Below are 21668 nucleotides of genomic sequence, written 5' to 3'. Positions count from 1 at the left end.
AGCCGTATCACTCCCCTTTCCCCCTTTTAACCTTGCTTACAAATCTTCTGTTTCAGTTTTCGACTCCCTTGCCTATGGTTAGGCTGGGTCAAATAAAACAATATACCCGTCATACTTGAAGCCGCATCTGTGTTGGCTGCGAGCGTTCACCCCAGTCACTTACTTGAGTAAGTTTCTGAGGATTCACGTTCTTGCCGCCTTGATGCAACTCCAATTATTTTTTGGTACAACTGGAAGGTGAGCAAGCATGTCGAACAAACTGAAAGCGCTTATGGCATTGACGCTGCTGGGTGCCAGTTCACTGGCCGTCGCAGCCGATCTGGCCGACGATATGGATACCATCGCAGGCAATTACAAAACGGTGCTGAGCACCGACTCCACGGACACCATGAAGCAAAGCTTGCAGAATATGCGTGCTGCTGCAGTGGATGCGAAGCAAAGTAAGCCACCTAAACTGGAAGATAAAGCGGCCAATAGCCCGGAAATAAAAGATTTCCATCATGGCCTGGACACGTTGATCGACCAGATCGATCAATCGCTGGCGCTGGCTAATCAAGGCAAATTGGCTGAAGCCAAGCAAGTCGCTCAGGGCTTCAAGCAAACCCGCGACGCCAATCACAAGAAATTCCGCTAAGCCTTTTCGCGCCGTTCTGACGCCAGATAGCAGGACGGCGCTTGTCCCAGCACGCGTCGAAACATCGTTGCAAATGCCGCGCTGCTTTCATAACCCAAGTCCAGAGCGACCTGTGTCACGCTGCTGCCTTCGGTCAGCCTGGCCAATGCCAACACCACGCAGGCTCGCTGGCGCCACTGCGAAAATGACATGCCGGTCTGAGCGCGAAACAGACGGCTGAAGCTGCGGATACTCATGTACAGGCGTGCGGCCCATTCCTGCGGTGAGTCATGGGCGTCAGGTTGTTGCAGGAAACGTTGGCACAGTTCACCCAAGCGTGAGTCCGTGGGCAGCGGGATATGCAACGGCAAGGCCTGCAGATGAGCAAGTTCATGCAATAACAGGCTGACCAGCGCGCCATCCCGGCCTTGTGGATCGTATTCCAGAGGCATATCGACGGCTGCCATCAACAGTTGGCGCATCAGTGGCGTCACGCTAACCACTTGGCAAACCTGTGGTTGATTGGGCAGTAGAGCCGTCGGCTCAATGTATAGGCTCCGCGTAGTGACACCGACCATTCTGACCTCATGCGGCATCTGCGGTGGTAACCATACCGCGCGCTGCGGCGGCACAATCCAATTCCCCTGACGGGTAAACACGTGCATTACACCGGTCGCGCCATACAGGAGCTGGGCGCGACGGTGACAGTGCATGGGCAGCAGATGGCCTGACGGATAATCGGTGCCAATGGCGATCACGGATCTGGACACGTGATCGAGGTCATCTATACGTACGTTGCGCATAAGCCCCATCGTTGAGTATTTTGACCGAAATGCAATGATAGTTGGCCCTTCATATAAAGCAAGCCAATCGCCATCACTTTACTATCAGGGAAGAGAAATAACGCTGCCTTGGCAGTGAGATATTTTTATTGTTGATTGAACCCTATTATTTTAAACGCCGGGGCAGGGCGAGGTCTCTCGTCTGCACAATACAAGAAGTTAATAAGGAATAAGTTATCTTTTTTATTCCACACCTGAAGCAATAGTTCTTCTTTTAATGCTGTGACTATAAGGTGATATTTCATGTGTAAGATCGGTGTGATTGGTGGTGGGGCGGCTGGCATTTCCTTTGTTTACAACTTTATTAAGAATAAGTCAGTTAATAATTGCAGTAAACATCTTTCTCTGAAGGTTTTTGACAAGCAAGGTTTTAACGGTGGCATGGCTTACAGCAGCGATTTCGATAGCCATATTTTAAATATGACGCCGGAGAACATGTCGGCAGATATTTTTGATCGTGCGCATTTTTCAGATTGGATCACGATGCATTTTCCTCGCTACAGTAAAGACCGTTACCCGCCGCGTTGGCTTTATAAAGAGTATCTCGATTTTATCCGTGACATGTCGGTCTTTATGGCTGCCGACAGTAACGTCACCCTGAATTTCATTACCGCAGAAGTTGAGGAAATAGGCACGCATCCTGCGGGATATTTGCTGACCACGGCGGATGGTGTTGCGGAGCAGATGAATGCGCTGGTGCTGTGCTCAGGGCATAATGAAGCGGAAAGCCTGTATCCCATTGATGGCGTGATTTCTTATCAGGCGAATCGAGATCTTCCCGCTATCAACCCTGTTTCAGCCATCGGCGTGATTGGCTGCAGCCTAACGGCGATCGATGCCATTATTGAACTGATTGAGCGCGTTGGGGCTAGCGATATCTCGGCTTTGTCGCGATCCGGATTGTTTCCCAGTGTTCAACCCGCGCTGATGCGTGCACCGCCGCCAGGATTCAGGCAGCAATTGATCCGTTTTGTCGCCAACAATAACTCTATCGATGCGCATCAGTTAGTTCACATGATTAATGCGGCGCTGGAACAATACTACCCTGGGCCGGAACGATTGACGGTATTGTCCTCTATGGGGGCTGGCAGAGATTGTTATCGTGACCTGGCCGAAAGCCTGGATCGGGCACGTTTTGCGCGTGAGCATATCTGCAGCTACCTGGCCGCGATCCACCCGGCAGTGTGTGAAGCCTGGGTTAAAATGGATGAAAATAACCGACAAGTATTTATGCGTTTTTATAATTCTTCCTGGATGCGTAATCGGCACGCTATGCCCTTAAAGAATGCCTATAAAATTATTACTGGATTAGAGTGTCAACGCTTACGGGTCTTTGGCGGTGTGGTAAATATCGACAAGGATAATCACGGGTTCAAAGTTTTCTGCCACAATGCAACGGTACATACTCAATATTTACTCAATTGTACTGCCCCTTCATATCAAATGAAGCCAAACCGGTTAAATGACACGCTTCTTCAGGGGGGACTGGTGCAGGAAAATAGATTCGGTGGTGTGAAGTGTAATCCCATCACGTTAAAAGTCCCGGATGAACAGGGCAATGAACAAAACCTGTACTCTCTTGGCGCCCCAGCCAAAGGGGATCTTTTTTATACCTCGGCAATGGAGTCCATTACCCGAGATATCAGCAAAATAGTTTTTAATAACAGCATATTTAATACAAAGAAGGCGACAGTATGAAAAACGTAGCGCTATTTGTTGGCAACGATATTTTTTCTTGGTTGGCATGCCAGGATGTTATTAGCGCCTTAAACAAGGAATGTGCCTTTACGGTTTATTTTCCACTGGTGAAAGCCTCAGGCCGTTTGCAAGAACCGGCAGTGCGGCAGTTGGGTCTCTATGAACGTCAGGTATTGAATGACTTTGTCTTTCCGTTCGTCACTCGACATGCAGATATTTGTCAGGGTGCTTATCAGGCTCCGCAGATTTTCCTGGCCGGAGCAGCAGTCAGGGCCCACCGTATTGCCGACATTAATGATGCAACCTTCATCAGCAGTTTGGGCAATATGGATGCGGTCATTTCGTTACGTTGTTATCAGAAATTCTCTGCAGATTATGTGCGGGCCTTCAGCCAGCGCGGTAAATTGCTGTGGAATCTGCATCCAGGGGATTTGCCACATTATCGCGGTGTCATGACACTGTTCCGCGCGATGGTCAACGGCGAGAAAAATTGTGCATTGACGCTGCATGAAATGGACGAGCAATGGGATGCCGGTCCGGTGATCGCCCGACAGCCGGCTGAGCTGCGCTATGACCTTTCATTTTTGGAAAACATGTTGCTGCTGGGGTGCCGTTCTGGGGCATTTTTGGCGCATCAGTTGATGCAGGCGGGCGAGCGGGAAGCGGTGGCCGTTGAGCTACAGGGCGACTACCGTTACTGGGGATTTCCTGACGCGCCAGCTCTGGCGCAGGCGGAGGCGCTTGGGATTGAACTGATCGACCATGATGCCATTTGCCACCATTACCTGTCGCTGTTTGTGGGCGATGAGTTCCATGAGCTGGCTGGTCAGTTCGCTGCTGGTTTCGACGATTTCATTCGGGCGCATAGCCATGATTGAGATGTTGATCATTCTTGGTGCCGGTTTTATTACCGGCATTACCACCATTTTATTCGGCTTCGGTGGCGGATTCGTCGTGGTGCCTTTTGTGTATCACCTGGTTGCCTCTTCGGGCGAACAGTCGGGTCAGGCGATGCATGTTGCCGTGGCAACCTCAACGGCGGTGATGATCCTGAACGCGGGTTACGCCACCTTCACCAACTGGCGCAGTGGTAATCTGCTGCGTGAAACCATTGTTCCGCTGATTTACTTTATCGCTATTGGAGCTGCATTGGGGGCCTTCGCCTCAAGCCTGTTGGAAGACGGCGTGGTCAGGCTCCTGTTTGTGATTTATATGCTGGTAACGATTGCGGACTGTTTGTTCAGGCAGGGGTTTTTGGTCAAACCGACCCGAGCAACCTTGTCTAAGGTGACGCTATTTGTCGGTGGTCCACTCATCGGGGTGATTGCCACTATGCTCGGTGTGGGAGGGAGCGTACTAACGGTGCCTTTATTACGCCGGCATGGCTACGAGATGAAACATTGCGTGAGCGCGGCCAATCCACTGTCGATCCCGGTCGCCATCATTGGCGCACTGATGTATATCGGTTTGGGCTGGAAGGAAATGGCTGGGCCCCAATATTTGGGCTATGTCAATTTGACCATTCTGGGGTTGCTTGTCGCGGCGGGTATCATGGGAATTGTGTTCGCCAAAAAATGGTTGCCGAAGGTTAATGACAGGCTGCATGCCAGAATTTACGTGCTGTTGTTGATCCTGGTATTGATCGCCATCAGCCTATAAACGCAGAAAGGGCGGTATCGTCACCGCCCTGATAACCGCTTAGCGGTGGTATTCACCTGCCGCTTCTGGCTGGTACAACAGTTCCAGCACTTCGATTCGTGCTTCTTCGCCATTCGGTAACTGCCAGGTAATCTGGTTGCCGATATGCATACCCAACAGTGCTGCGCCCAAGGGCGCCATCACCGAAAGCTGCTCGTGGCTATCTTTCAGCGACGCCGGGTAAACCAGAGTACGCACATGTTCTTCTGCAGTATGCAGATCGCGGAAACGCACGCGGCTGTTCATGGTCACCACGTTGGCCGGGATCTGGGACGGCGGCAGGATTTCGGCGCGATCCAGTTCGACGTTCAGCGCGGCGGCGACGTCGGTGTTGGCAAAGGCCGGTTGTTCCAATAGCGCATCCAGGCGTTCCGCATCCAGCTCATTAATAGTAATGGTTGGCTTGGTCATTCCACTCTCCAGTCAAATCAAAAGGCGTCGGGTCACGCGCCCATAAATTCGGAAAAACAACACAAAAGCAACACCCCCGCGCCAGAGGAGCGGGGGTGTTGTTGATGTCGAATTGTCTTACCGATAGTAGGCGGTTAAGCGGGGAAAAGAAAGAGATCCCGATCACGAAGCTTTTCACCGCCGCTGGGCTAACTGGAAACAGCTTGTGGCGTTATCTTTTTGTAATTTAATTGAATTATCTAATAAATCCTTATTTTGCGAAATGGATCCCTGATGCTCACTGAATTTCCACTTCCAACTGGAAAAAAACACGCTACACAGAAAATCGTCCCGGGGTTAGGGTAAAGGCATCAGAGAAGGCGGGTTATTCAAGTGATGCGCTGTGAGATTGACAGAATCATGTTGGGATCTAGGGGTACTGAAAAGTGAATGATGGATCTGCTGCGAGAGAAAATAATGAACAGCCTGATGTCAGTATGGCCGGGGCGATAACTGAACAGGTATTGTCAGATATTACCGCCATGCTGAATGAGGACGGTATTTATACCAATGCGGTACAGCAACAGATGTTGGAGTCGCATATTCGCGCTATGGTGTTGCGTTCAATAACCGGCGAGCCACTACCGGAAGTTGATAAATCACTGTTTGATGAGATCTCAGCGGAGTCAATGAAAATGGCTGAAAGAGTGGTCGATCAGTTTACCACTCTGCCGATCGAAGAAGCTTATTTGCTTTCCGTGCATTTTGAAGTGGCAAAAGATAATAACCAATAGCTATTAGCGAATTACATTAATCAGGAGAAAATACCATGGGTCAAATTACAGTAGTGATCGGCGATCGTTTAGGCAAAGGCCAGAAAGTAGGTCAGGGTATTGAAAACGCAGGCGGAAAAGCCATTGTTATCCCAGGCGTAGCGGCAGACATGAAGCTGGGCGACGTGATGAAAGCAGAAGGCGCACAGCTGGGGATTTCTTTCTGTGGCAGTGGCGGTGCCGGCGCGATTACCGCGCAAACGAAATACGGTTACAAAGCCAAATACGGTATGCGTTCCATTGATGAAGGCGTGACGGCAATCAATGAAGGGTGCACGGTGCTAGGTTTTGGTTTTATGGATAAAGAAGAGCTGGGGCAAAAACTGGTTGAAGCCTACGTTAAAAAACACGGCAATCCGTAATGAAAGAGCAATATACAACGTCGGTGAAGGTGGAGGGTAAAGGCGACAGCAAAGCGAAAGCTTTTGCTTCCGCCTTGGCCAATGTGCAGGGCGCGGTATTAAAATCCACCAGTAATATTCTGCTGCGTATTGAACCGCAGGATGTCAGCGTATTAAAAGCGGAAGAGAAAATAACAAAAGAAAAGTTTCTATTCTTCTTTCTACCGCGCGAAAGAAAGCATTATTCCGTTACTCTGGAAATAACCGTGAACGTGACAATAATCAATACAGAAAAAGTTGTCTTCGTCACGAAATAAAAACGTTAGCATAAATCAAAGGGTATACTGATGTTTTTAATCATCTTATTTAAGTCGCTTATTATCGGCGGACTGGTGGGGGTTGGCGTAGGGGCCGGCGCCGCACGAATGTTCCATGCACCAACAACACAGGGCATGGGCGCTTTCCGTACTCTGGGCGAGCTGAACTCGTGTGAGGGTGACCCGGCTTCCCATTTCTCATTCGGTCTGGGCTTCTTCTTCAACGCCTGGGCGTCTTCTGTGGCGGCGGGGGCCTTCACGCAGGACGTTGACCACCGCATCATCCCGCACTGGGGGGCTGCTGCGCTGATGGTCAAGAACCGCAATCTGGCGCAAACGCTGCACGACCCGAAAAAAATGGCTATCGCCTGCGGCATTATCGGCATGCTGGTGGTGGCATTCCTCAATACCACGGCCTCTGCAGTGCCTGCTGCACTGCAGGTCACGGCGATTAAAGTGTTGGTGCCGGCCGCTAACCTGCTGGTGAATACCGTGATGCCGGTGATCTTCTGGCTGGCGGCGATCGACGCTGGGCGTCGCTCCGGTTTCTGGGGCACCATCTTTGGTGGTCTGGCGCAGTTGATCATGGGTAACGCCGTACCGGGTCTGGTGCTGGGTATCCTGATCGGTAAAGGGGTCGAAGAAAGCGGCTGGAACAAAATCACCAAGATCATGATGGCGGTAATTGTGCTGTTGTTCGTGCTTAGCGGCTTCTTCCGCGGCTTCGACATGAAAGTCCTCGAGTCCTTCAGCCTTGGTGTACCGGGCTGGCTTGACGCCATTCACAATACCCTGAGCGGTAAATAAGGAGCTGGAAAATGGAAGAACAAACCCAAAAAGGCTTCTGGTATGCCGACTGGTCATTCCCGATTTTTGTTGGCCTGCTCTCTTCCGGCGTGTTCGCCGGGACGCACATGTACTACCTGTATGGCATAGGCGCATTTAACGAAGTCGCCTTCGTTTCCATGCTGCGTGCCGGCATGGATACCGGTGTTTATGGTGCTGTAGCGGCATTCGGTGCCAGCTTCCTGTTTGCGCGCATTATCGAAGGCTCGCTGGTGGGGATCCTGGACATCGGTGGTGCGATCCAAACCGGTGTCGGGTTGGGGGTTCCGGCCCTGTTACTCGGTGCGGGGATCATCTTCCCGGTCGCCAACTTTGCTGCGTCGCTGATAACCGGTTTGGTGATTGGTTTGGCAATTGGCTACCTGATCATCCTGGCGCGTAAATTTACCATCAACCAGAGCAACTCCACCTACGGGGCAGATGTGATGATGGGGGCCGGTAACTCCTCTGGGCGTTTCCTGGGGCCATTGATCATCCTGTCTGCAATGACGGCCTCTATTCCTATTGGCATAGGTTCACTGCTAGGCGCACTGTTGTTCTATATCTGGAACAAGCCAATCACCGGCGGGGCGATCCTCGGCGCGATGTTGTTAGGGGCGATTTTCCCGGTCGCCATCGCTTGATCACCCGTGTGATTGTCGGGGAGCGGCACACCGCTCCCCTGCTTGAAAAGGAGTAATGCAGTATGTATGACTTAGTCATCAGACGTGCCAGACTGGCGGATGACCAGCTGGTCGATATAGCGGTTCAGGGCGGCAAGATTGCCGAGGTTGGACAGTTAGCCGATGACGTCCGTGGCCATCAGCTACTGGATCTGGCGGGCAACTGTCGCTTGAGCGCCGGCTGGATCGACTCTCATGTCCATTGTTACCCTTCTTCTCCGATCTACCATGACGAACCGGATCTGGTTGGCACAGCCTGCGGCGTCACGACAGTGATCGATGCTGGTAGTACCGGTACCGATGATGTCGAGGCGTTCTATGCGCTGACGCGCAATGCTAAAACCAACGTTTTCGCCTTTCTGAATATTTCACGCATCGGCTTGTTACGGCAAAACGAACTGGCCGATTTGGCCGATATCGATAAGCAAAAAGTCAGTCAGGCGATCGGTAAGCACCCGGGTTTTATCATTGGCATAAAGGCGCGCATGAGCAGCAGCGTCGTCGGTCAAAATGGCACGCGGCCATTGGTGCTTGCCAAAGAGATCCAACAGGAAAATAACCAATTACCGTTGATGGTACATATCGGTAATAACCCGCCGGATCTGGATGAAATAGCCGATTTGTTGACGCGTGGAGACATTATCACCCACTGCTACAACGGCAAGCCGAACCGTATTCTGACGCCTGCTGGTACGTTGCGAGAGTCCATTCAGCGCGCGTTGAAACGTGGCGTGTTGCTCGACGTCGGCCACGGTACGGCCAGCTTTAGCTTTGATGTGGCGAGGCAGGCGATTGCGCTTGGCATTTTGCCGCACACCATCAGCTCCGATATCTACTGCCGCAACCGTATCGCCGGCCCGGTACATAGCCTGGCGATGGTGATGTCCAAATTCTTCAGCGTCGGGCTGTCCCTACCGCAGGTGATCGCCTGCGTTACGGAAAACGCCGCCTCGGCGCTGCATCTGGCCCACAAAGGGCGGCTGGAACCGGGCTATGACGCTGATTTCACCCTGTTTGAACTCCGCCAAGAGCCACAGGTGTTTGCCGATTCAGACGGGCAATCGGCCACGGGCCAACAATTGCTGGTTCCGCTGGCCGCGGTGGTGGCCGGGGAAATCCTATTAACCGATGAAGGGAAAGCCGCTCATGTCTTCAATCTATGAAAAATATAATTTAAAACAGGTAATTAACACTTCCGGCCGCATGACTATGCTCGGTGTGTCCACGCCGCGCCAGGATGTCGTTGACGCCGTTGACTATGGCCTGAATCACTATTTCGAAATCAAGGATCTGGTCGACAAGACCGGTGCTTACATCGCCAACCTGCTGAATGTTGACGCTGCGGTGATCGTTTCCTGCGCTTCCGCGGGCATCGCCCAGTCGGTGGCGGCGCTGATCGTCAAAGACAACGCCAACCTGCTGGTGAACCTGCACTCAGCACCTATTACCGTCCCACGTGAGGTTGTGCTACCGCGCGGCCATAACGTTAACTTTGGTGCGCCGGTCGACACCATGGTGGCGCTGGGCGGCGGTAAAGTCGTGGAGGCGGGCTACGCCAATGAATGCTCTGCTGAGCAGCTTGAAGCCTGCATCACGCCGCAAACCGCGGCCATTCTCTACATCAAATCACATCACTGTGTGCAAAAAAGCATTCTTTCCGTTGAGCAGGCGGTTGTGGTGGCACGCAAACATAACCTGCCGCTTATCGTTGATGCCGCAGCGGAAGAAGATCTGCTGTGTTACTCCCAAATGGGAGCCGATCTGGTGATTTACAGCGGCGCCAAAGCCATCGAAGGCCCAACCAGCGGTCTGGTGATCGGTAAGAAACAGTACGTTGAATGGGTGAAGCTGCAATCCGGCGGCATCGGCCGAGCGATGAAGGTCGGCAAAGAGGGCATTCTCGGTCTGACTCAGGCGATAGAAAGCTACCTGACGCTGGAGAAAACTACCGGTCAGCAAATGGTCGAAAGAATGACGCCGTTTATCGACAGCCTGAACACCCTGAGCGGTATCAGTGCCAAAACCGTTTGGGACAGTGCCGGTCGCGATATCGCACGAGCGGAAATCACCTTTGATGAGGCTGTGCTCGGGCGTTCGACCTACGACATCGTACAGGCGCTGAAAACTGGCGATATCGCTATCTACTTCCGTGGTTATAAGGCAAACGAAGGCAAGATTGAAGTGGATGTGCGCAGCGTTGACCAGCAACAACTGATGACTGTCTTCACCTGTATTAAAAATCTGTTTACGGAGAAACAAGCATGAAGCTGCAACCTAACTACTATCGTGACCGTGTGTGCCTAAACGTATTGGCCGGCTCGAAAGACAATGCGCAGGACATTTATGCGGCGGCGGAAGGGCATGTACTGGTGGGCGTTCTGTCCAAGAATTATCCGGACGTTGATAGCGCGGTTGCTGACATGCAGCGTTATGCGCGATTAATCGAGAATGCGCTGTCGGTGGGGCTGGGCGCGGGCGATCCGAAACAATCGACGATGGTGAGTTTGATCTCTCAACGGGTGCAGCCGCAGCACGTAAACCAGGTGTTTACCGGTGTCGGTGCCAGCCGCGCATTGTTGGGGCAACACGACAGCGTGGTGAACGGTCTGGTTTCACCGACCGGCCGCGTCGGCTGGGTGAAGATCTCCACCGGTCCACTGAGTGCGTCTGCGCCGGACGGTATTGTACCGGTGGAAACCGCGATTGCCCTGTTAAAAGACATGGGTGGCAGTTCGATCAAGTATTTCCCGATGGGCGGGCTGGCATGCAAAGAAGAATATCAGTATGTGGCCCAGGCCTGTGCTGAACATGACTTTATGCTGGAGCCGACTGGCGGTATCGATCTGGAAAACTTCGAGCCGATCGTCGAGATCGCACTGGCTGCCGGCGTGAAACGTGTGATCCCGCATATCTACAGCTCAATCATTGATGCGGCCACAGGCAACACGCGCCCGCAGGACGTTAAAACCTTGCTGGCGATGACCAAAAAACTGGTGGGTTAATCACTTACCCAAATTACGTGGAGCGGCAGCCAACAACGCTGCAGCTGCATGTAAGCAGGGCATATCGGATGACGTAAGGCAGGGAGGCGACAGGTTCTGTATCCACAGGCGCGGTCACACCGCGCCGCTATCTCTCATAAGGATAACTATGCGAAACTGGCAGTCTCCACCCCTACGCACCGCGTTAACCTTGGCGCTACTGGCGATGGCCAGCCCGGTGCTGCACGCTGAGGATGCAATGAAATCCACGTCATCTCATTTTGCTTATATCGGTACTTACAATCCCAATGGTGAAGGTGTTTATCGGGTGCAGGTTGATCCGGCCAGCGGCGCGCTGAGCGCCAGGACATTGGTCAGCAGCCAGGCGAACCCAGCACAGCTCGCCGTGGATGCCAAAGGGCAGACGCTGTATGTTGCCAGCGAAGTGGCAGACTTTAACGGCACTAAGCATGGCGGCATTATTGCTTACCGTATCAACCCAACTGACGGTAGCCTGACTCAGCTCAATCAGGTTGACTCACAGGGGGCAGGGCCCGTTTACCTTTCTCCTACGCCAAACGGTCGCCATCTGCTGGTGGCGAACTACGTCAGTGGTACCGTGGCGGTATTCCCGATTCAGAGTGATGGCAAGCTCGGCAACGCCAGCTCAGTGCAGCAACAGCAAGGGCCGGCAGGCGCCGGCAAGCCAGAAGCGGCGGTGGAAGGTAGCTTCGCCATCAGCGATCACAATGGTCCGCATGCGCATATGATCGCCAGCGATCCTGGCGGTAAATATGTGTTTTCAACCGATCTGGGGCTGGATCGTATCTATCAATGGCGCTTTGATGATGCCAGCGGTCAACTGACGCCAAACGATCCGCCGTGGATCACGGCATCTTCTGCCGGCGCAGGCCCACGTCACTTTGTGTTTCACCCGAACGGCAAAACGTTGCTGTTGGTGAACGAAGAAGCCTCGACGCTGACCAGCTACCGTTTTGATAACCAAAAAGGTACTCTGAAACAGCAGCATGTTGTGTCTTCGCTGCCCGCTGATTATAAGGGCACCAACTTTGCTGCAGGCCTGGTCCTGAGCGAGGACGGTAAACATCTTTATGTTGCTAACCGGCTGCACAACAGCATTGGGCAATTCAGCGTTGGGCCTGATGGCGAGCTGCACTCGGTGGCTGAGATCTGGACGCGCGGTGATTACCCACGGTCACTGACGCTGAGCCCGGACGGGCACTATCTGTATGCGATGAACCAGCGCAGCGATAATGTCACCCGATTCAGCGTGGATAAGGCCAGTGGCAAACTCAGCTTTGCTGAAGGCTACACGCCGGTAGGCAGCCCATCGCAAATGGTGTTTTTGCCGCTCGCGAAGTAACCCGCTGCCCGTCTGACTCCCCAGGCGGGCACCTTACATTGACGGAAAGAGAATGGTGCGATTTCCCTACCCGCGTTTAGCCTATCTGTTTGATGCTTTACAGTCTGAGACTTTGCCACAGGATGAGCTGGCGAAGCGTTTCGCCGTGTCTACCCGAACCGTACGTGCTGATATCACCGCACTGAACGATATTCTGGAAAAATACGGGGCCCACTTTGTACATAGCCGTGGTGCGGGCTACCACTTACAGGTTGATGACGCTGCGCTGTTCAGCGCCTTGCAGCATCAAGAACGCAAAAAGCACGCGACGCCGCGTAGTGCACAGGAACGCGTGCACTATCTGCTGATTCGTTTTTTGACCTCAGCTTTTTCTCTAAAGCTTGAAGATTTAGCCGATGAATGGTTTGTCAGCCGCGGTACGCTGCAAAACGACATGGCTGAGGTGAGAGAGCGCTTGGCGCACTACCAGTTAACCATCGAAACCAAACCGCGTTACGGTATGAAGCTGTTTGGCTCTGAGATGGCGATCCGTGCTTGTCTGACCGATCTTTTATTCCAACTGCATCTGGCCGACGCGGAGAACCCGCTACTCAACAATGAGATCCTGCTGCAACCACAGGTGTCTACTTTCGCCGGGCTGCTGCATCCGCTGTTGTCGCAATACGCCATTCGTTTGACCGATGAGGGCGAGCAGTACCTTATCTTCTACTGTGCGGTGGCGTTGCGGCGCATTACCGACGGCTACCCGTTACCGGACTTTGACGTTGAGGATGGCGATGACGCGGTACGCAAGGTATCTACCTGGTTGGCAGGGGAGCTGCGCAAAGCCAGCGGGAAAGACGTGTCGATGGCGGAAGAGGCTTACCTGCGGGTGAATATTGCTGCGCGGCGGGTGCAAGAGGTGCAGCCGACCGAGATCAACGCAGACGATGAAGAAGCGCTGGTGGATTACATTCTGTCCTACATCAACGCGCACTATAACTACAATCTGCAGGGTGATAAACAGCTGCGAGCCGATCTGCTCACCCATATCAAAACCATGATCACTCGGGTGAAGTACCAGATTAATATCCCCAATCCACTGTTGGCGAATATCAAGCAGCATTACCCGATGGCCTATGATGTGACGCTGGCGGCAGTGTCTAGCTGGGGGAAATACACGCCTTATACCCTGAGTGAGAACGAAATTGGGTATCTGGTACTGCACATTGGTGTTGGGCTGGAACGGCATTACAACATCGGCTATGAGCGGCACCCGCAGGTGATGTTGGTCTGTGATACCGGCAACTCGACGGTGCGGATGATCCAGGCACAGATTGCGCGTAAGTACCCACAACTGGTCATGACGAGGATCGTTTCGCTACGTGATTACGAGGTGCTCAACCATATTGACGAAGATTTTGTTATTTCCAACGCGCGGGTCAGCGAAAAGAACAAGCCTGTGGTTGTGATGTCACCGTTCCCGACTGAATATCAGCTAGAGCAGCTTGGCAAACTGGTTCTGGTGGATCGCACCAAACCCTACATGCTGGAGAAGTTCTTCGATGCCGACCACTTTATGGTGGTCAACGAATCGCTGACCCAGGCGCAATTGTTCCAGCAAGTCTGTAGTCAGCTTGAACGTGAAGGCTATGTTGGTGATGATTTTTATCCGTCGGTAGTTGAGCGCGAAGCCATTGTTTCCACGATGTTGGGTGAAGGTATCGCACTGCCACACTCACTCGGGTTACTGGCGAAAAAAACCGTGGTGGTGACGCTGCTGGCACCACAGGGCATCGTCTGGGGCGAAGGTGAGATCGCTCACGTGATCTTCCTGCTGGCAATCAGTAAAAGCGATTACGAAGAAGCGATGGCGATCTATGATCTGTTCGTCACCTTCGTGCGTGAACGATCGATGAGTCGCCTGCTGGGCAGTGACAATTTTGATAGCTTTAAGGCGGTGGCGCTGGACTGTTTGAGCCGGATCTAGCTGCAGGAATGAGGTGTTGTAAAATCGGTGCGCATCATGCAGCGCACCTTACTCTTTAATCTTCGTCAAAACCGGAATTAATCAACTCAATCACGGCGGCCAACGCTTTTACTTCATCCGGGCCTGTGGCTTCCACTTCGATATGGCGCCCCTGTGCGGAGTCCAGCATCAGCAGCGCAATCACGCTGCTGGCCTCGGCTTCTGTGCCGCTGTCGTTACGCAGCATCACTTCGGCGTCAAAACTCTGCACCAGCTCGAACAGCTTCATCGCTGGGCGTGCATGCATACCAAGTTTGTTTTTGATTTCAACCGTTTGCTTGACCGTCATTGTTTGCGTTTTTCCAACGTACGATGGCGTGATTGCACGTTCTTGCCGCGCGAGCGGAAGTAGTCGGCCAATTGTTCCGCCACGTACACTGAACGGTGTTTACCGCCGGTACAGCCAATGGCCACCGTCAGGTAGCTGCGGTTGTTGGTTTCCAGCATCGGCAGCCACTGTTCCAGATAACTGCGCGTCTGGTAGATGAAGTTGTGCACTTCAGTGTGGCGATCGAGGAATGAGGCAACGGGTTTATCCAAACCGGTCATTGGGCGCAGTTTTGGATCCCAGTGTGGGTTCGGCAAGAATCGTACGTCGAACACGTAATCGGCATCGATCGGGATACCGTGTTTAAAGCCGAAGGATTCAAACACCATGGTTAGCTCACGCTCGCGTTTGCCCAACAGGCGTGTACGCAGCATTTCGGCCAGCTCATGCACTGACATTTCTGACGTGTCGATGATCAGGTCGGCTCTGGAACGCAGGGGTTCGAGCAGATCACTCTCTTCATCGATAGCGCTTTCCAGTGACAGGTTCTTGCTAGAGAGCGGATGCAGACGGCGTGTATCACTGTAGCGGCGAATCAGCGTATTGCGATCGGCGTCGAGGAACAGCAACTGCGGCGAGAAGCTGTCAGGCAGCTGAGTCATCGCATATTCAAACACTTCCGGCGATTCCGGCATGTTACGTACGTCGATGCTTACCGCTGCGGAGCTGTTGCGTTCCGCCAGCGTATTGGCAAGCTGCGGTAGCAGTACCACGGGCAGGTTATCAACGCAGTAAAAACCCATGTCTTCCAACGCCCGCAAGGCGACGGATTTCCCTGAACCGGAACGGCCGCTGACAATCATCAGCACCATGTGGAAACTCCCCTGGCATCTCAGTGGCGTCTATCGCCACCTTTAGAAACTTTATTATTCCGGCCTGAACCGGAATCCATCATGGCTAAACAGTATCGTTATCCGGGCTGGAAGTCACGCCAGCCGGGCGTTACTCGGTGATGATTTGGTAAAGCTCTTCGTCACTTTGCGCGGCACGCAGGCGACGGCATACGGTTTTGTCGGCCAGGCGCTTGGCGACCAGGGACAGGGTATGCAAATGGGTTTTACATTGATCTGCCGGTACCAGTAAGGCGAATAGCAGATCGACCGGCTGGTTATCAATGGCATCAAAGGCGATAGGTTGGTCGAGACGGATAAACACGCCAACAGCCCGCAATGTGTCCTCTTCCAGTTTGCCATGGGGAATGGCGATACCGTTGCCGATACCGGTGCTGCCCATACGCTCGCGGGTGAGAACCGCGTCAAACACCACCTGTGGTGACAGGTTTAGCTGCTTGGCGGCCAGTTCGCTGATAATTTCCAAAGCGCGTTTCTTGCTAGTGCAATGGACGGCGCTTCTGGTGCACTCGATGTTTAAGACCGAGCTTAATTGCATTGTTTCGTTGTTCATCTCATCTTCACTTAAAACCACACCAGCAAGCAGGCTTGTGAGGTGATTTTTCGCCTGTTGGCTTATCGGCGCGGTACCCATAGACAAACAGGTAACGCGCCGATGGCCGAATCTACGTTTGAGCCGAATCCGCGGACGGAAACGGCCCAGAATGTCAGTGTTGCTTCAGTTTGTCTTTATGTTTGTTCAATTGACGTGCCAGTTTGTCGATCAGGGTATCAATTGCAGCATACATGTTCTCGTCTTCCGAGGTGGCGTGCAACTCGCCTCCATTCACGTGCACCGTTGCTTCCGCAATCTGTTGCACTTTTTCCACACTAAGAACGACATACACCTGATTTATGCGGTCAAAATACTGTTCGAGTTTAGCGAACTTGGTGTTCACGAACTCACGCAATGGTTCGGTGATTTCGATGTGGTGTCCGGTAATGTTGAGCTGCATAGTGTCTTCCTTCTCAATAGAGGTCAAACCAACTGTTTACGCTGGTTGGACGGCGGGATGGACAAAGACTCTCGGTACTTGGCGACGGTACGCCGCGCCACGATGATCCCCTGATCGGAGAGCAGGGTGGCCAGCTTGCTGTCGCTGAGCGGTTTGGCGGGGTTTTCCGCCGCGATCATTTTCTTCACGACTGCCCGGATCGCCGTAGAGGAAGCCTCGCCTCCGCTGTCGGTATTCACATGGCTTGAGAAGAAATATTTCAATTCGAAAATGCCGCGCGGACTGTGCAAAAACTTTTGCGTAGTCACGCGTGAGATTGTCGATTCATGCATCTCCACGGCCTGAGCGATGTCCGCCAGTACCATGGGTTTCATAAATTCTGCACCTTGCTCAAAGAAGGCCTGTTGCTGCTCGACAATGCAGCGTGAGACTTTCAGTAAAGTGTCGTTCCTGCTTTCCAGACTTTTGATCAGCCATTTGGCTTCCTGCAGATTACTGCGGATGTACTGTCCGTCGCTGTCGTTACGCGCGCTGTTGCCCATGGCGGCGTATTGCTGGTTGATCTTCAGCCGTGGAATACTGTCACTGTTGAGCTCAACCGTCCAAACATCTTGCACTTTGCGTACCAGCACGTCTGGGATCACGTACTCAGACTCGCCGGTATTGATCGACTGGCCCGGACGCGGATCGAGTGACTGAATCAGCTGCATCGCTTCTTTCAGTGTATCTTCTTTTGAGCGCGTTGTTCGCATTAGGCTGCGAAAGTCGTGGTTGGCCAGCAAGTCCAGGTGTTCACTGATGATCAGGCGTGCTTCAGCCAGATAGGGCGTGTCTTCGGCATACTGGGAAAGCTGAACCAACAGGCAATCACGCAGATCGCGCGCGGCAACGCCAACCGGATCAAAACGCTGTACGCGTTTCAATACGGCTTCGACTTCGTCCATTGTCACATTTTCGTCACCGATGCTCTCCAGAATGTCTTCCAGCGGCACGGTGAGATAACCGGTGTCGTCGACAGCGTCAACGATTGAGGTGGCGATGGCGGCATCCGTATCGGAAAACGGTGTGAGATCCACCTGCCACATCAGATAGTCCTGCAGGGTCTGGGTGGTTTCACCTTGATAAACCGGGAGTTCATCATCGCTGTAATCAGTACGGGTACCGGAGGGGGTACCCGCCGTATAGATTTCATCCCAGGTAGCGTCCAACGGCAGCTCTTCCGGCATGTCTTTCTGTTCTAGCGCTTCGCGGGTGTCCAAACCTTCGGTTTCGAGGGTTTCTTTGGTTTCGATTTCTTCGTGCAGGTCAGTCTGTTCAAGCAATGGGTTGCTCTCTAATGCCAGCTGTATCTCCTGCTGGAGTTCAAGCGTGGACAACTGCAACAGGCGGATAGCCTGCTGGAGTTGGGGGGTCATAGCCAATTGTTGGCTAAACCTGAGTTGCAAACCTTGCTTCATAATCTTCTGTTTACTTCCGTTAACCGTCGCCCAATGGGCGCGCTGGTACTCAGAGGCGGAATTCTTCGCCCAGATAAACGCGTTTCACCTGCTCATCGGCCAGAATAGCATCCGGCGTGCCGTGAGCAATCAGTTTGCCCTGGCTGACAATGTAGGCGCGTTCACATACGTCCAGCGTTTCGCGCACGTTGTGGTCGGTGATCAGCACGCCCAGGCCGCTATCACGCAAGTGCTCGATAATCTTTTTAATGTCGATAACGGAGATGGGGTCGACCCCGGCGAAGGGTTCATCCAGCAGGATGAATTTCGGGTTGGCCGCCAGGGCTCGGGCGATCTCCACGCGGCGGCGTTCGCCACCGGACAAGGCCTGGCCCAGGTTGTCGCGCAGATGGGAGATATGGAACTCTTCCATCAGCTCTACCGCACGGTCTGCTCGCTGTTCGCTGCTGAGGTCATCACGGATCTCAAGAACGGCCATCAGGTTGTCATACACGCTCAGGCGGCGGAAGATTGACGCTTCTTGCGGTAGATAGCCGATACCACGACGCGCGCGCGCATGCAGTGGCAACAGGCTGATGTCTTCTTCGTCAATCACGATACGCCCGGCATCACGTTGAACGATACCCACCACCATGTAGAAGGTGGTGGTCTTACCGGCACCGTTCGGCCCCAGAAGGCCGACGATTTCGCCGGATTTCACGTTCAGACTGACGTCTTCAACAACTTTGCGGCCCTTGTAGGCTTTCGCCAAGTTTTCTGCGATGAGTGTAGCCATAAGTGATTAGTTACTCTTCTTTTGCCCGTTTTTGTCTTGCAACTGCGACGGTACCAGAACCGTAGTCACGCGTTTGCCTTTATCGCTAAACGCCTGCATTTGCTGCTGTTGCACCAGGTAGGTGATGCGATCGCCTTTTACGTTGCTGTCGAGCTGTTCCAGATAGGCATTCCCGGTCAGGGTCACTAACTGCGAGGCGACATCGTAACGGACCTTTTGGGCATGGCCTTTCACCGGCTTGCCACTGTCTTGCATCTGGTAAAAAGTCACTGGGTTACCAAAGGCTTCAATGTAGGTTTTGTTCTGATCGCCGCCCGGCCGAGTCACCACGACCTTGTCCGCCTTGATATCGATGGTGCCTTGCTTAATCACCACGTTATCAGTAAAGGTGCTGACGTTGCTCTGCATATCCAGTGACTGTTTCAGTGAATCAATGCTCACCGGTTGATTGGAGTCGGACTTCAGCGCCCAAGCGGGGGCGCTGGCGGCCAAAATCAAGCTGCCGATCAACAGATTACGGCGTTGTTTTTTGGTTCTGAATTTCATAGTTGGTCTTAACCTTATCAATCAGCTCAGCGGTTTTGGTCCGCAGGTTCCCACGCATTTTCATGCCGTTAGAGGTGAAGTTCGTCCCGTAGAGTGTCACTTCGTCATCCGAAGACACATCCTGGGTCACCAGGTTCACCTGAGCATTATCTGTTTTAATTTTTTCCAGCTGTGAGGTGGTGGTCAGGCTATTCACCTCGACATGGCCGTAAAGATACAGCATCCGATCTTTAGTCAGTTTGGCGCGATCGGCGCGAACTGACCAGGTAGCCACCGCGTTTTCATCAAACAGCGTCATCACTGGCTGGGTAAACCAGCTTAAATCATCGGCGGTATAATACTTCACATCTTCCGCTACCAGCTTGTAACTCAGCTTGCCGGTCGGATTGTACACTATGGTGACCGTGTGCTGGCTCTGGTAAGTCGGGTCCTGACTGTTCACCGGCCCTGGGACCGCGTCATTATTGAAATCAGCCATGTTCCAGCCAATCAGCGCCAATGCGATCACCGCCAGCAAAAGGGTGATCCAAAGTTTGGTTTTACTCATATCGACAGCCCTTTGGCGTCCTCCAGCTTGTTCTGAGCCAAAAGAATAATGTCGCACAGCTCGCGCACCGCGCCGCGGCCGCCGGCAATGCGGGTAACGTAGTGGGCGCGTGGCAGCAGCAACGGATGTGCATCTGCGACCGCAACGGCCAGGCCAACTTGCGCCATCACCGGCCAGTCGATCAGATCGTCACCAATATAGGCGACCTGATCTGCCGTAAGCGACAGTGTATCCAACAGTTCACGGAAGGCCAAAAGCTTATCGGATTGCCCCTGATAAAGGTGGGTGATACCGAGGGTATTTGCCCGGTCTTCCAGCAGCTTGGCGGAACGACCGGTGATGATCGCCACCTCGATATCTGAGGTTTTCAGGCAGCGGATACCGTAACCGTCACGGACGTTGAATGCTTTTAATTCTTCGCCATTGTTGCCCATGAAAATCAGGCCGTCTGACAGCACGCCATCGACATCACAAATCAGCAGGCGGATTTTCCCGGCACGCGCCATGACATCTTGTTCTACAGGCCCGTAGCAGGTTTCAACCAGACTCATTGAGTTCTCTTCCATAATTAAACGACACCGGCGCGCAGCATGTCATGCATATGTACCACACCCAGCAATTGGTCGCCATCGGCAACCAGCACCGCGGTGATATGACGTTGTTGCATCAGATTTAACGCGTCGACGGCCAACAGGTTTGGGCGTACGCGGATGCCGCCCAGCGTCATGACATCGACAATCCTGGCGTCGTTGAGGTTAATGCCCATATCAAATATCCGGCGCAGGTCACCGTCGGTAAAGATACCGGCGATCTTCATCAGATCGTCACAGATGACCGTCATGCCCAGATTTTTACGGGTGATTTCCAGCAGCGCGTCGCGCAAAGAGGCGTCGGCACTGACATGGGGAATTTCGTCGCCGCTGTGCATAATGTCGCATACACGCAGCAACAGACGACGGCCCAGAGCACCGCCTGGGTGCGAAAGGGCAAAATCTTCCGGTGTGAAACCACGGGCTTTCAGCAGTGCGACGGCCAAGGCGTCACCCATCACCAGCGTCGCCGTGGTGCTGGTGGTAGGAGCCAGACCCAGCGGGCAGGCTTCCTGTGGCACCTTGATGCACAGGTGAATATCGGCCGCTTTGCCCATCGAGCTGTCTGGGTTGTTGGTCATGCAGATCAATGGGATTTGCTGGCGCTTCAACACCGGGATCAGCGCCTGGATTTCGTTAGACTCCCCCGAGTTTGATATGGCGAGCACGATATCTTGCGTAGTAACCATTCCAAGGTCGCCGTGGCTGGCTTCGGCGGGATGAACAAAGAACGCAGGTGTGCCTGTGCTGGCAAAGGTTGCAGCAATTTTGCAGCCGATATGCCCGGATTTACCCATGCCCATCACGACCACTTTGCCACTGCAACCGGCAATCAGCTCGCAGGCGCGGGTGAAGTCTGCATTGATGTATTGACTGAGCTGAGCCAGCCCGTCACGTTCAATCTGCAGCACTTCTTTGCCTGCCTGCTGGAAATCAAAGCCCGGTTGCAACTGAATGTTTGACATA

General features: G+C 53.1%; 26 protein-coding genes. 14 read left to right on the top strand and 12 right to left on the bottom strand.

What is annotated here, in order from left to right; translation table 11 throughout:
- The first annotated feature begins 247 nt into the window (after positions 1 to 247).
- Entirely contained in the window at positions 248 to 634 is a 387-nt protein-coding gene (cybC, locus tag ACI2J2_RS17635; RefSeq protein ID WP_404760526.1) for a cytochrome b562, read from the top strand.
- Here cybC and ACI2J2_RS17630 read toward each other — a convergent pair.
- Positions 631 to 1416 carry a helix-turn-helix domain-containing protein gene (locus ACI2J2_RS17630; RefSeq protein WP_265555890.1) on the bottom strand — a complete coding sequence of 262 codons (786 nt, stop codon included), beginning with the start codon at positions 1414 to 1416 and terminating at the stop codon, positions 631 to 633. The genes cybC and ACI2J2_RS17630 overlap by 4 nt on opposite strands.
- Before the next feature lie 282 nt (positions 1417 to 1698).
- On the opposite strand from ACI2J2_RS17630, the gene ACI2J2_RS17625 reads away from it, so the two are divergent.
- From ACI2J2_RS17625 to ACI2J2_RS17615, 3 genes are read left to right on the top strand one after another with little or no spacing between them, the layout of a single operon-like run.
- The gene (locus ACI2J2_RS17625) at positions 1699 to 3153 is read left to right on the top strand and encodes an FAD/NAD(P)-binding protein (protein ID WP_209637117.1); all 1455 of its coding nucleotides are present in this window, start codon (positions 1699 to 1701) and stop codon (positions 3151 to 3153) included.
- Positions 3150 to 4031, top strand: coding sequence for a formyltransferase family protein (locus tag ACI2J2_RS17620; protein WP_265555892.1), 882 nt, complete (start codon positions 3150 to 3152; stop codon positions 4029 to 4031). The genes ACI2J2_RS17625 and ACI2J2_RS17620 overlap by 4 nt, the downstream gene beginning before the upstream one ends.
- Positions 4024 to 4812 carry a sulfite exporter TauE/SafE family protein gene (locus ACI2J2_RS17615; RefSeq protein ID WP_404760525.1) on the top strand — a complete coding sequence of 263 codons (789 nt, stop codon included), beginning with the start codon at positions 4024 to 4026 and terminating at the stop codon, positions 4810 to 4812. The genes ACI2J2_RS17620 and ACI2J2_RS17615 overlap by 8 nt, the downstream gene beginning before the upstream one ends.
- Before the next feature lie 39 nt (positions 4813 to 4851).
- Here ACI2J2_RS17615 and rnk read toward each other — a convergent pair whose 3' ends face one another.
- Positions 4852 to 5262 (bottom strand): nucleoside diphosphate kinase regulator, encoded by a 411-nt coding sequence (gene rnk, locus ACI2J2_RS17610; protein WP_209637123.1) that lies wholly within the window; start codon positions 5260 to 5262, stop codon positions 4852 to 4854.
- A gap of 425 nt (positions 5263 to 5687) precedes the next feature.
- On the opposite strand from rnk, the gene ACI2J2_RS17605 reads away from it, so the two are divergent.
- From ACI2J2_RS17605 to ACI2J2_RS17560, 10 genes are all read left to right on the top strand, one after another.
- Complete coding sequence (locus tag ACI2J2_RS17605; protein WP_404760524.1) at positions 5688 to 6035, top strand: glycine dehydrogenase; 348 nt, start codon at positions 5688 to 5690, stop codon at positions 6033 to 6035.
- 35 nt (positions 6036 to 6070) lie between these two features.
- Positions 6071 to 6436 carry an SFCGS family glycine-rich protein gene (locus ACI2J2_RS17600; RefSeq protein ID WP_209637125.1) on the top strand — a complete coding sequence of 122 codons (366 nt, stop codon included), beginning with the start codon at positions 6071 to 6073 and terminating at the stop codon, positions 6434 to 6436.
- A complete protein-coding gene (locus ACI2J2_RS17595; RefSeq protein WP_209637127.1) occupies positions 6436 to 6732 on the top strand; it encodes a DUF4312 family protein in 297 nt (98 codons plus the stop codon). The genes ACI2J2_RS17600 and ACI2J2_RS17595 overlap by 1 nt, the downstream gene beginning before the upstream one ends.
- Positions 6733 to 6762: 30 nt before the next feature.
- A complete protein-coding gene (locus tag ACI2J2_RS17590; RefSeq protein ID WP_012147073.1) occupies positions 6763 to 7539 on the top strand; it encodes a DUF4311 domain-containing protein in 777 nt (258 codons plus the stop codon).
- An 11-nt stretch (positions 7540 to 7550) separates the two neighbouring features.
- Positions 7551 to 8201 (top strand): DUF4310 family protein, encoded by a 651-nt coding sequence (locus ACI2J2_RS17585; protein WP_037416299.1) that lies wholly within the window; start codon positions 7551 to 7553, stop codon positions 8199 to 8201.
- Positions 8202 to 8263: 62 nt separating this feature from the next.
- Positions 8264 to 9403 carry an amidohydrolase/deacetylase family metallohydrolase gene (locus tag ACI2J2_RS17580; protein ID WP_404760523.1) on the top strand — a complete coding sequence of 380 codons (1140 nt, stop codon included), beginning with the start codon at positions 8264 to 8266 and terminating at the stop codon, positions 9401 to 9403.
- Positions 9387 to 10505: a DgaE family pyridoxal phosphate-dependent ammonia lyase gene (locus ACI2J2_RS17575; protein WP_209637132.1), complete on the top strand. Its 1119-nt coding sequence runs from the start codon at positions 9387 to 9389 to the stop codon at positions 10503 to 10505. Before ACI2J2_RS17580 ends, ACI2J2_RS17575 begins: the two co-directional genes overlap by 17 nt.
- Positions 10502 to 11242, top strand: coding sequence for a 2-dehydro-3-deoxy-phosphogluconate aldolase (locus ACI2J2_RS17570; protein ID WP_209637135.1), 741 nt, complete (start codon positions 10502 to 10504; stop codon positions 11240 to 11242). The genes ACI2J2_RS17575 and ACI2J2_RS17570 overlap by 4 nt, the downstream gene beginning before the upstream one ends.
- Before the next feature lie 148 nt (positions 11243 to 11390).
- Positions 11391 to 12605 carry a lactonase family protein gene (locus tag ACI2J2_RS17565; RefSeq protein ID WP_404760522.1) on the top strand — a complete coding sequence of 405 codons (1215 nt, stop codon included), beginning with the start codon at positions 11391 to 11393 and terminating at the stop codon, positions 12603 to 12605.
- Between the two features lie 52 nt (positions 12606 to 12657).
- Positions 12658 to 14574 carry a transcription antiterminator gene (locus ACI2J2_RS17560; protein ID WP_265555900.1) on the top strand — a complete coding sequence of 639 codons (1917 nt, stop codon included), beginning with the start codon at positions 12658 to 12660 and terminating at the stop codon, positions 14572 to 14574.
- Positions 14575 to 14629: 55 nt separating this feature from the next.
- Here ACI2J2_RS17560 and npr read toward each other — a convergent pair whose 3' ends face one another.
- The 10 genes from npr to kdsD form a co-directional block, all read right to left on the bottom strand.
- Complete coding sequence (gene npr, locus ACI2J2_RS17555) at positions 14630 to 14902, bottom strand: PTS phosphocarrier protein NPr (RefSeq protein WP_020831874.1); 273 nt, start codon at positions 14900 to 14902, stop codon at positions 14630 to 14632.
- Positions 14899 to 15753: an RNase adapter RapZ gene (gene rapZ / locus ACI2J2_RS17550; protein WP_012147065.1), complete on the bottom strand. Its 855-nt coding sequence runs from the start codon at positions 15751 to 15753 to the stop codon at positions 14899 to 14901. Before rapZ ends, npr begins: the two co-directional genes overlap by 4 nt.
- 130 nt (positions 15754 to 15883) lie before the next feature.
- Positions 15884 to 16345: a PTS IIA-like nitrogen regulatory protein PtsN gene (gene ptsN, locus ACI2J2_RS17545; RefSeq protein WP_172479792.1), complete on the bottom strand. Its 462-nt coding sequence runs from the start codon at positions 16343 to 16345 to the stop codon at positions 15884 to 15886.
- A gap of 154 nt (positions 16346 to 16499) precedes the next feature.
- The gene (hpf, locus tag ACI2J2_RS17540; protein ID WP_004948547.1) at positions 16500 to 16787 is read right to left on the bottom strand and encodes a ribosome hibernation promoting factor; all 288 of its coding nucleotides are present in this window, start codon (positions 16785 to 16787) and stop codon (positions 16500 to 16502) included.
- A 23-nt stretch (positions 16788 to 16810) separates the two neighbouring features.
- Positions 16811 to 18244, bottom strand: a complete 1434-nt coding sequence (rpoN, locus tag ACI2J2_RS17535) for an RNA polymerase factor sigma-54 (protein ID WP_209637141.1) — start codon at positions 18242 to 18244, stop codon at positions 16811 to 16813.
- A 49-nt stretch (positions 18245 to 18293) separates the two neighbouring features.
- Complete coding sequence (gene lptB / locus ACI2J2_RS17530) at positions 18294 to 19019, bottom strand: LPS export ABC transporter ATP-binding protein (RefSeq protein WP_037416315.1); 726 nt, start codon at positions 19017 to 19019, stop codon at positions 18294 to 18296.
- Positions 19020 to 19025: 6 nt separating this feature from the next.
- Positions 19026 to 19565 carry a lipopolysaccharide ABC transporter substrate-binding protein LptA gene (gene lptA, locus ACI2J2_RS17525; RefSeq protein WP_006317105.1) on the bottom strand — a complete coding sequence of 180 codons (540 nt, stop codon included), beginning with the start codon at positions 19563 to 19565 and terminating at the stop codon, positions 19026 to 19028.
- A complete protein-coding gene (gene lptC, locus ACI2J2_RS17520; protein WP_209637143.1) occupies positions 19534 to 20112 on the bottom strand; it encodes an LPS export ABC transporter periplasmic protein LptC in 579 nt (192 codons plus the stop codon). The genes lptA and lptC overlap by 32 nt, the downstream gene beginning before the upstream one ends.
- Positions 20109 to 20663, bottom strand: coding sequence for a 3-deoxy-manno-octulosonate-8-phosphatase KdsC (gene kdsC / locus ACI2J2_RS17515; RefSeq protein ID WP_209637145.1), 555 nt, complete (start codon positions 20661 to 20663; stop codon positions 20109 to 20111). The genes lptC and kdsC overlap by 4 nt, the downstream gene beginning before the upstream one ends.
- Before the next feature lie 17 nt (positions 20664 to 20680).
- Positions 20681 to 21667, bottom strand: a complete 987-nt coding sequence (kdsD, locus tag ACI2J2_RS17510; RefSeq protein ID WP_209637147.1) for an arabinose-5-phosphate isomerase KdsD — start codon at positions 21665 to 21667, stop codon at positions 20681 to 20683.
- Position 21668 lies beyond the last annotated feature (1 nt).

The sequence above is a fragment of the Serratia sp. NPDC087055 genome, assembly GCF_044900985.1.
Classification (GTDB): Bacteria; Pseudomonadota; Gammaproteobacteria; order Enterobacterales; family Enterobacteriaceae; genus Serratia.
This window is presented reverse-complemented; position numbering and strand designations above follow the sequence as displayed.